We start from the raw sequence: 7,957 nt of genomic DNA, 5'->3' as shown, positions 1-7,957 counted from the left end.
GAGGTGTGTATAAGAGACAGCATCAGCAGGGCATCAACCAGCGCGCCACCCCCGCCGATGCCGAACCCGTTGGCGCGCTGGTTGATGCCCTGCTGATGGAGCTCGCCGGCATCCCCTCCCGCCGCGACGCGCGGGTCCAGGCGGCGGCGCGGCTGCTCGCCCTCCCCGACCGCGTCTTCGGCGTCCTCGCCGTCGACGACGACGGACAGGAAATCGGCGTCATCATGCTCACCGAAAGCGCGTCCATCTATGCCGGCGGCGCCTTCGGCGTGATCACCGAGCTCTATGTGGCGCCCGCCCATCGCTCCTCCGGCCTGGCGCAGCGCCTGCTGACCGAGGCCGACAACATCGGCCGCGCCCGCGCCTGGCCGCTGCTCGAGGTCGGCGCGCCGCGCCAGCCGCAATGGGCCCGCAGCCTGTCCTTCTATCTTCGCCACGGCTTCACCGAGATCGGCCCGCGGCTGAAGCGCCCCCTCTGACCCGGAAACGCCCCGCCATGCCCGAGACCCTGACCGCCGCCGAGGCCGCTCGCCTGGCCGCCATCGCCCTCGGCCATGTCGAGCGCGAATACCCCAACAAGCCCGACCACACCCTGGCCGGCCCGGCCGATGCGCGCACGCCCTCGCAGCTGCATCCGATCTTCTATGGCAGCTATGACTGGCATTCCTGCGTGCACAGCTACTGGCTGCTGGCCCGCCTGCTGCGGCTGTTCCCGGATGGCGACAAGGCCCTGTCGATCCGCGCCCTCTTCGACCGCGCCTTCACCGCCGACAAGGTCGCGGCCGAATGCGCCTATCTCGCCGCCCCCACCGCGCGCGGCTTCAAGCGCCCCTATGGCTGGGCCTGGCTGCTGAAGCTGGCCGCCGAGCTGCATCGCCTGCCCGACCCCCGCTGGTCGCAAACCCTGCAGCCGCTGACAGACATCTTCGCGCAGCGCTACCGCGACTTCCTGCCCATCGCCCCCTATCCGGTGCGGGTGGGGACGCATTTCAACACGGCCTTCAGCCTGCGCATGGCCGCCGATTACGCGGCAACCACCGGCGATGAGACCCTGCTCACCCTGCTGCGCGACACCGCCCGCCGCTGGTATGGCGACGATACCGATTGCCCCGCCTGGGGCGAGCCCAGCGGCGACGATTTTCTGTCGTCTGCCCTGATCGAAGCCGAGTGCATGCGGCGTCTTCTGCCGACAGAAGAGTTCGCCGAATGGTTCCCCCGCTTCCTGCCGCGCCTCGCCGACAAGCAACCGGCGACGCTTTTCACGCCGGCGAGGGTCACCGACCGCAGCGACGGCAAGATCGCGCATCTGGACGGGCTGAACCTCAGCCGCGCCTGGTGCTTCCGCGCCCTCGCCACGGCCCTGCCGGCCAGTCAGGCCGCCGTGCTGGCCCAGGCGGCGGAGGAGCATTACGCCGCCGCCCTGCCGCATCTCGCCGGCGACTATATGGGCGAGCACTGGCTGGCCAGCTTCGCGCTCCTCGCCCTGACCGTCGCCGAGGGCTGACCCTCAGACCGCCCGCGTCAGCCCGCCATCGACCCGGAGATTCTGGCCGGTGATATAGCCGGCCCCTTCAGAGGCCAGGAAGGCGACGGTGGCCGCGATCTCCTCCGAGGTGCCGTAGCGCTGCATCGGCACGCTGGCGCGGCGTTCCTCGACGGCGGGCAGGCTGTCGATCCAGCCGGGCAGCACGTTGTTCATGCGGATCTTCTCTGGAGCATAGGTGTCGGCGAAGATTTTTGTAAATGACGCCAGCCCGGCGCGGAACACGGCGGAGGTGGGGAACATGGCGCTCGGCTCGAAGGCCCAGGCGGTCGAGATATTGACGATCGCCCCGCCGCCGTTCTGCTGCATCACCGGCACCACCAGCCGCGTCGGGCGGATGACGTTGAGCAGATAGACATCCATGCCCTTGTGCCAGGCCTCGTCGGTGATCTCCAGGATCGGCGCGCGCGGGCCGTGGCCGGCGCTGTTCACCAGCACGTCGATCCGCCCCCATTGCTTGACCACCGTGTCGACCAGCCGGGCCAGGTCGTCATTCGACTGGTTCGACCCGGTGACCCCGATGCCGCCCAGCTCGGCCGCCAGCGCCTCGCCCTTGCCGGAGGAGGACAGCACCGCCACCCGGAACCCGTCCGCCGCCAGGCGCCGCGCCGCGGCCGCGCCCATGCCGCTGCCACCCGCGGTCACCACCGCCACCTTCTTGTCGGTCATCTTTCCAATCCCTTGAAACCGGTCGGGCATTCTTCGGCCAGTGTCATCCCACGGCAACCCTTGGGTGCTGGCTGCGGCGCCGCGGGCATGGTCTAAGGCTGCGACCCTCGAGGAGGCACCCCATGCCGACCGCCCCATCCTGCCGCTCCGGCTCCATCGAGACCTTCCTGCTGCGCGACGGCCATTTCACCGCGCCGGTCGAGACCCTGGTCCACACCGCCGGGGAGGCCGACCGCGCCCGCGCCATCGCGACATGGGGCAAGCCGCAGATTGCCACCGACGTGAATTGCTTTGTCCTGCGCGGTCCGATGGGGGTGACGCTGATCGATGCCGGCGTCGGCACCGCCTGGGGCGACGGCTTCGGCCATGCCCGCGCCCAGCTGGCGGCCCTCGGCATCGCGCCGGCCTCGGTCGAGCGCGTGCTGGTCACCCATCTGCATGACGACCACCTGAACGGCCTCTACGACGGCGACGAACCCTATTTCCCCGAGGCCGAGATCTGGGCGCCCCAGGCGGACCTCGCCTTCTTCACCGACCCCGAGGCGCGTGCCCGCCTGCCGGAGAGCCGGCATGGCGGCTTCAAGGTGGCGGAGAAGCTGCTGCGCGTCTTCGGCGACCGCGTCCGCGCGGTGCCCGCCGGCGCCGTGCTGCCCGGGATCGAGGCGGTGCTGCTGCCCGGCCACACCCCCGGCCATACCGGCTACCTGATCGAGGGCAAGCTGCTGGTCTGGGCCGACCTGCTGCATCTGCAGGCGCTGCAGCCCGCCGAGCCCGAGATCGGCCTGGTCTTCGACATCGACCCGGCTTTGGCGGCCGCGACCCGCCGCGCGACCCTGTCCCGCGTCGCGGCGGAAGGACTGACCATCGCCGGCAGCCATGTCGAGGGTTTCCACCGCGTGGCGGTGTCTGGCGGCGGCTTCGCTTTCGCTGAAAGCCCGATCCAGCCGCTTCGGTGATTCCGGTCACGGCATCGCGCCCGGGCCGCCGCTTCCGGCGAGAGGCCGCCGCTGCCTCTCCGCCTCGATCAGCATCGACAGGAAGGCGGTCACCTTGGCCGGCCTGAAGCGTGCGGCGGGATAGACCGCGTGGATGCCGCCGGCGGGCAATTGCCACGCCGGCAGCACCTGCAGCAAATGCCCGGCCGCCAGCAGGTCCCTGACCAGGAAATCCGGCAGAACCGAAAGGCCGCCGCCGATCCGGACGGCGGCCAGCACGGCCGGGGTCGTGTCGATGGCGATGCTGGCCTGCATGCGCACCGTCCGCCGGTCCTGCTCGCTCCGGGAAAACTGCCACAGCAGCGGCTCCTTCAGGGCCATGTTGGCGACGAAGGGCAGGCTGGCCAGATCCTCGGGCTGGCGCATGGCGGCGATGCGCTCCGCCAAAGCCAAGCCGCCGACCAGCACCTGCCGGAAGCTGCCGATCCGGCGGGCCTGCAGGCTGGAATCCTCGAGCCAGCCCACGCGGATCGCCAGGTCGATCTCGCCCGTCAGCAGGTCCAGGGTCTGGTCGTGCAGCACCAACTCGACCCGGCACTTCGGGTAGCGCGCCGAGAATTCGGTCACGACGGGGACCAGCGCCACGATGCCGTAGTCATTGGGGGCGGTGATGCGCAAGGTCCCGGTGGGTTCCGCGGTCACCTGGGCCAGTTCGCCGAAGGCGTCTTCCGCCTCCCGCAGGATCAGGCTGCAGCGGGCATGGAACATGCGCCCCGCCTCGGTCAGCTGGACCCGCCGCGTGGTCCGCACCAGCAGGGTGGTGCCGATCTCGCGTTCCAGCTCGGCGACCTGCTGGCTGACGACGGCCTTGCTGATCCGCAGCCGCTCGGCGGCGCGGGTGAAGGAGCCGGTATCGGCGACCGCCGCGAAATAGGCCAGCCGGTTCAGGTTCATGCCGCCATCAGGCCGCCGCTGGTCAGCGATTGTCAAATTTCAGCAGACACTCTGTTCTTTTTGTCGCTGTTTTCCTGACCATTCCGACGTGCGATCCATGCCTTCGGGAAGCCCGACCGGACCCGATCTCTCCTGCATATCCGCGAGGTTTCGCCAAGCACGGAGACGATGCCCGCCGGCTTCCCGATCCGCCTGACCCGCCCCAGCGCCGCCGTTTCACCGAGGAGCCCCAGCATGTTCACCAGGAGAGAGATCGTGAAGACCACCATTCTCGCCAAAGCGGCCGTCATGGCGCCGGTCGGCCTGCGCAGCGCCGCCGCCGCTTCCCTTGGCTGGAAGGCCTTTCCGGCCGGGCCGAATGGCTTCTTCCGGGCGCCGGTGCTGCTCACCGGCGCCACCGAGGCCCTGCTGATCGATGGCGGCTTCACCCTGCCGGACGGGCGCGCCCTGGCGGAGGCCATCAAGGCGACCGGCAAGCGGCTGACCACCGTCTATATCAGCCAGAGCGACCCCGATTATTACTTCAGCCTGCGCCCCATCGCCGAGGCCTTCCCGCAGGCGCGGGTGATCGCGGCGCCGGAAACCGTCGAGGCCATTCGCGGCAATGTCGAGAAGAAGCTCGCCGCCTGGGGCCCCCAGCTGAAGGAGAACGGCCCGCAGAAGCTGGCCGATGTCGTGCTGCCGGAGGCCTTCGCGGGCAAGACGCTGACCGTCGATGGCGAGGCGGTCGAGATCGTCGATGCCGAGGGGCTCGCCAACCGCCGCTACCTCTGGGTGCCGTCGCTGCAGGCGGTGTTCGGCGGCGTGCTGATCTTCTCGGGCGTGCATGTCTGGACCGCCGACACCCAGACCAAGGAGGCGCGCGCCGCCTGGATCGCCACGCTGGAGAAGATCGCGGCGCGCCAGCCCGCCATCGTCGTGCCGGGGCATATGGCGCCGGGGGCGGCGGCCGATCTGTCCGGCATCCGGCACACGCTGGATTACCTGCGGGCCTTCGAGGAGGAACTGGCCAGGGCCAGCGGCTCGGCGGCGCTGAACGCGGCGATGAAGGCCCGCTTCCCGGGCCTGGGCATGGAAGTGGCGATCGATATCGGCGCCAAGGTGGCCACCGGCGAGATGAAGTGGGGCTGACGGTGGGCGCCCATCTCGAGATCATCCGCGCCACCTACGAGGGCTCGTCGGAGGAGAACGGCCGCAACCTGCTGGCCGCCCTCGCCCCCGAGGCCGAGTGGACGGAAGCCGAGGGCTTTCCCTATGCCGGCACCTATGTCGGGGCCGACGCGATCATCGCCGGTGTCTTCCAGCGGCTGGGCAGCGAGTGGACCGGCTACCGCGCCGAGGTGCACAGCTTCATGGAGGATGGCGACCGTGTCGCCGCTTTCGGCACCTATAGCGGCACCTACAAGGCTACCGGCCGGTCGATGCGCGCGGCCTTCGCGCATCTCTATGGGCTGCGGGACGGCAAGATCCTGCGCATGACGCAGTATGTCGACAGCGCCATGGTGCGCGAAGCCCTGGAGCCTGCCGTCTAGACGGCCAGGCGCCAGGACCGGGCCTCTCGCATCGAATATTCCCGATGCTTTGAGGCGCTGCCCTTGGCGAAAGGCGTGTTGCTCGAACGGACGCTCCGCGCCCGCCTGCCTGGAAGAGGGAGGGCCAGGCCGCCCTCAGTCCAGCTTCGCGCCCGAGACCCGCACCACTTCCTGCCACTTGGCGTCCTCGGCCTTGATGAAGGCGTTGAACTCGGCCGGGCCCAGGGGGCGGGGCTCGCTGCCGACGTCGCGCAGGCGGGCGATCACCGCCGGCTCGCGGACGATGTCGAGGATCAGCGAGGACAGCCGGTCCAGGATCGGCTTCGGCGTGCGCGAGGGGGCCTGGAAGCCGAACCAGGCCTCGGCCTGGAAGTCAGCGACGCCGCTCTCGATCACCGTCGGCACGTTGGGCAGCGCGAACCAGCGCTCCTTGCTGGTCACCGCGATGGCGCGCAGCCGGCCTTCCTGGATATGCGGCAGGTAGGGCGGGATATTGTCGATGGCCAGCTCGATGCGGCCGGCCATCAGGTCGGGGATGACCGTCGCGCTGCCGCGATAGGGGACGTGCATGAACTTGGCGCCGGTGCGCGACTTCAGCAGCTCGGCGCACATATGGCCGGAGGTGCCGTTGCCGGGCGTGCCGTAGTTCATCTCCGTCTTCTTGCTGCCCTCGATCAGCTGCTGCAGAGAACGAATCTCGCTGCTGGCGGGGACGACGACGACATTGGCCAGGCTGTTCGCCAGCGCCACGCTGGTCAGGTCCTTGGCCGGGTCGTAGGGCAGCTTGGAATAGAGGAACTGGTTGATGCTGGCGGTGCCGATGGTGCAGGTCAGCAGGGTGTGGCCGTCGGGCTCGGCCTTGGCGACCATGTCGCTGCCCAGGATGCCGCCGGCGCCCGGCCGGTTGTCGACCACCACCGGCTGGCCCAGCAGCGCCGACAGGCGCTCGCAGACCACGCGGGCGGTGACGTCGGTGGCGCCGCCACCGGGGAAGGGCACGACCATGCGGACGGGGCGGCTCGGCCAGGCCGGCTGGGCACGGGAGATCGCGGGCGCGAGAAGGCCAGAGGCGGCCATCAGGCCAGCACCGGCCATGAGCCGGCGGCGGGGAAGCGTCATTGCGCCATCCTTCGAGAACGTTTCCACCCCCAGGTAGACCCTCGACCCGGCCGCGACAAGACGCGGCCGGATGACGCTTCCGCAAGCCGGAAGCCTGTTTCAATTCCCCTTGTTTCAATCCACCTTCGCGCCGGAGCGGCGCACCACCTCGGCCCATTTCTTGACCTCGGCGGCGACGAAGGTCTCGAAGGCCGCGGGGCTGGTGCCGCCGCCCGGGATCAGGTCGGGCTTCATGCCGCCAAGGTCGGCGAGCTTGGCCCAGGTCTCCTCCTCGGCGACGACGGCGTTGATCTCGGCGCCGAGCTTCTCGACGATCGGGCGCGGCGTGCGGGCCGGGCCCTGCAGGCCGAACCAGCCGGTGGCCTCGACGCCGGGGAAGCCGGCTTCGGCGGTGGTCGGCACGTCGGGCAGGGCGGCGCTGCGGGTGGCGGTGGTGACCGCCAGCGCCCGCAGCCTGCCGTCGCGGATATGGCCGATCGCCGAGGGCAGGTTGTCGACGCCCACCTCGACGCGCCCGGCCATGATCTCGGCCAGCATCGGGCCGGCGCCGCGGAAGGGGACATGGGTCAGCTGCACCCCGGCCTCGAGCTTCAGCAGCTCGCCGGTCATGTGCAACGAGGTGCCGGCGCCGGAGGAGCCGATATTGAGCTCGCCGGGGCGCTTCTTCGCCAGCGCCACCAGCTCGGCCATGGTCCGCACCGGCAGGCCGGGATGGACGAAGATCACGTTGGGCACGCGGATCAGCAGGCCGATATTGGCCAGGTCCTCGGGCTTGTAGGGGATCTGCCCGGCATAGAGCGCGTAGTTGATGGCGCCCGAGGACACCGTCTGCATCAGGAAGGTGTAGCCGTCGGGCTCGGCCTTGGCGACGACGTCGGAACCGATATTGCCGCCGGCGCCGGCGCGGTTCTCCACCGGGAAGGGCTGGCCCAGGCGCTGCTGCAGGCGGTTGGCCAGGATGCGGGCGGCGATGTCGGTGGTGCCGGCGGGGACGAAGGGCACGATGACGCGGACCGGGCGGGCGGGCCAGCTGGTGGCGGCGCCTTGGGCCTGCACGCGGGTGGCAAGCGGCAGGGTGGCGGCGGCGCCGAGCAGGGTGCGGCGGTGGATGATGGGCATGGGACGGTCCTCCTGACGGGCGCGTGCGGCTCTGTCGGCGGCCGCTGCGTCACCCGATGGCGGAGTCGTGCCGCAGGGAGGGGGAG

At 70.3% G+C, this 7,957-nt stretch carries 10 protein-coding genes; 5 read left to right on the top strand and 5 right to left on the bottom strand.

Annotation, left to right across the window (positions count from 1 at the left end; all coding sequences use genetic code 11):
* Positions 1–479 (top strand): GNAT family N-acetyltransferase (locus GVN67_RS26920; RefSeq protein WP_200845408.1); only part of this gene is annotated, 479 nt, incomplete at its 5' end.
* Positions 480–496: 17 nt separating this feature from the next.
* Positions 497–1,504: a DUF2891 domain-containing protein gene (locus GVN67_RS26915; protein WP_160000397.1), complete on the top strand. Its 1,008-nt coding sequence runs from the start codon at positions 497–499 to the stop codon at positions 1,502–1,504.
* Between the two features lie 3 nt (positions 1,505–1,507).
* On the opposite strand, the gene GVN67_RS26910 is transcribed toward GVN67_RS26915, so the two are convergent.
* Complete coding sequence (locus tag GVN67_RS26910) at positions 1,508–2,212, bottom strand: SDR family oxidoreductase (protein WP_160000396.1); 705 nt, start codon at positions 2,210–2,212, stop codon at positions 1,508–1,510.
* A gap of 122 nt (positions 2,213–2,334) precedes the next feature.
* On the opposite strand from GVN67_RS26910, the gene GVN67_RS26905 reads away from it, so the two are divergent.
* On the top strand, positions 2,335–3,168 hold the full coding sequence (locus GVN67_RS26905; RefSeq protein ID WP_160000395.1) for an MBL fold metallo-hydrolase: 834 nt from the start codon (positions 2,335–2,337) through the stop codon (positions 3,166–3,168).
* Positions 3,169–3,174: 6 nt separating this feature from the next.
* Here the strand turns inward: GVN67_RS26905 and GVN67_RS26900 are convergent, their stop codons facing one another.
* Complete coding sequence (locus GVN67_RS26900) at positions 3,175–4,101, bottom strand: LysR family transcriptional regulator (RefSeq protein ID WP_160000394.1); 927 nt, start codon at positions 4,099–4,101, stop codon at positions 3,175–3,177.
* 32 nt (positions 4,102–4,133) lie between these two features.
* Positions 4,134–4,370: a hypothetical protein gene (locus GVN67_RS29820; RefSeq protein WP_200845409.1), complete on the bottom strand. Its 237-nt coding sequence runs from the start codon at positions 4,368–4,370 to the stop codon at positions 4,134–4,136.
* Here GVN67_RS29820 and GVN67_RS26895 point away from each other — a divergent pair.
* The gene (locus GVN67_RS26895) at positions 4,357–5,232 is read left to right on the top strand and encodes an MBL fold metallo-hydrolase (RefSeq protein WP_235035549.1); all 876 of its coding nucleotides are present in this window, start codon (positions 4,357–4,359) and stop codon (positions 5,230–5,232) included. The genes GVN67_RS29820 and GVN67_RS26895 overlap by 14 nt on opposite strands.
* Positions 5,223–5,633 (top strand): nuclear transport factor 2 family protein, encoded by a 411-nt coding sequence (locus GVN67_RS26890; protein ID WP_200845407.1) that lies wholly within the window; start codon positions 5,223–5,225, stop codon positions 5,631–5,633. The genes GVN67_RS26895 and GVN67_RS26890 overlap by 10 nt, the downstream gene beginning before the upstream one ends.
* 135 nt (positions 5,634–5,768) lie before the next feature.
* Here the strand turns inward: GVN67_RS26890 and GVN67_RS26885 are convergent, their stop codons facing one another.
* Both GVN67_RS26885 and GVN67_RS26880 read right to left on the bottom strand, forming a co-directional pair.
* Positions 5,769–6,752: a tripartite tricarboxylate transporter substrate binding protein gene (locus GVN67_RS26885; protein ID WP_235035548.1), complete on the bottom strand. Its 984-nt coding sequence runs from the start codon at positions 6,750–6,752 to the stop codon at positions 5,769–5,771.
* Positions 6,753–6,866: 114 nt separating this feature from the next.
* Positions 6,867–7,871 carry a tripartite tricarboxylate transporter substrate binding protein gene (locus GVN67_RS26880; protein WP_160000392.1) on the bottom strand — a complete coding sequence of 335 codons (1,005 nt, stop codon included), beginning with the start codon at positions 7,869–7,871 and terminating at the stop codon, positions 6,867–6,869.
* Between the last annotated feature and the right edge of the window lie 86 nt (positions 7,872–7,957).

It is taken from the genome of Roseomonas sp. 18066 (genome assembly GCF_902706185.1).
Taxonomy (GTDB): Bacteria; Pseudomonadota; Alphaproteobacteria; order Acetobacterales; family Acetobacteraceae; genus Pseudoroseomonas.
This window is presented reverse-complemented; position numbering and strand designations above follow the sequence as displayed.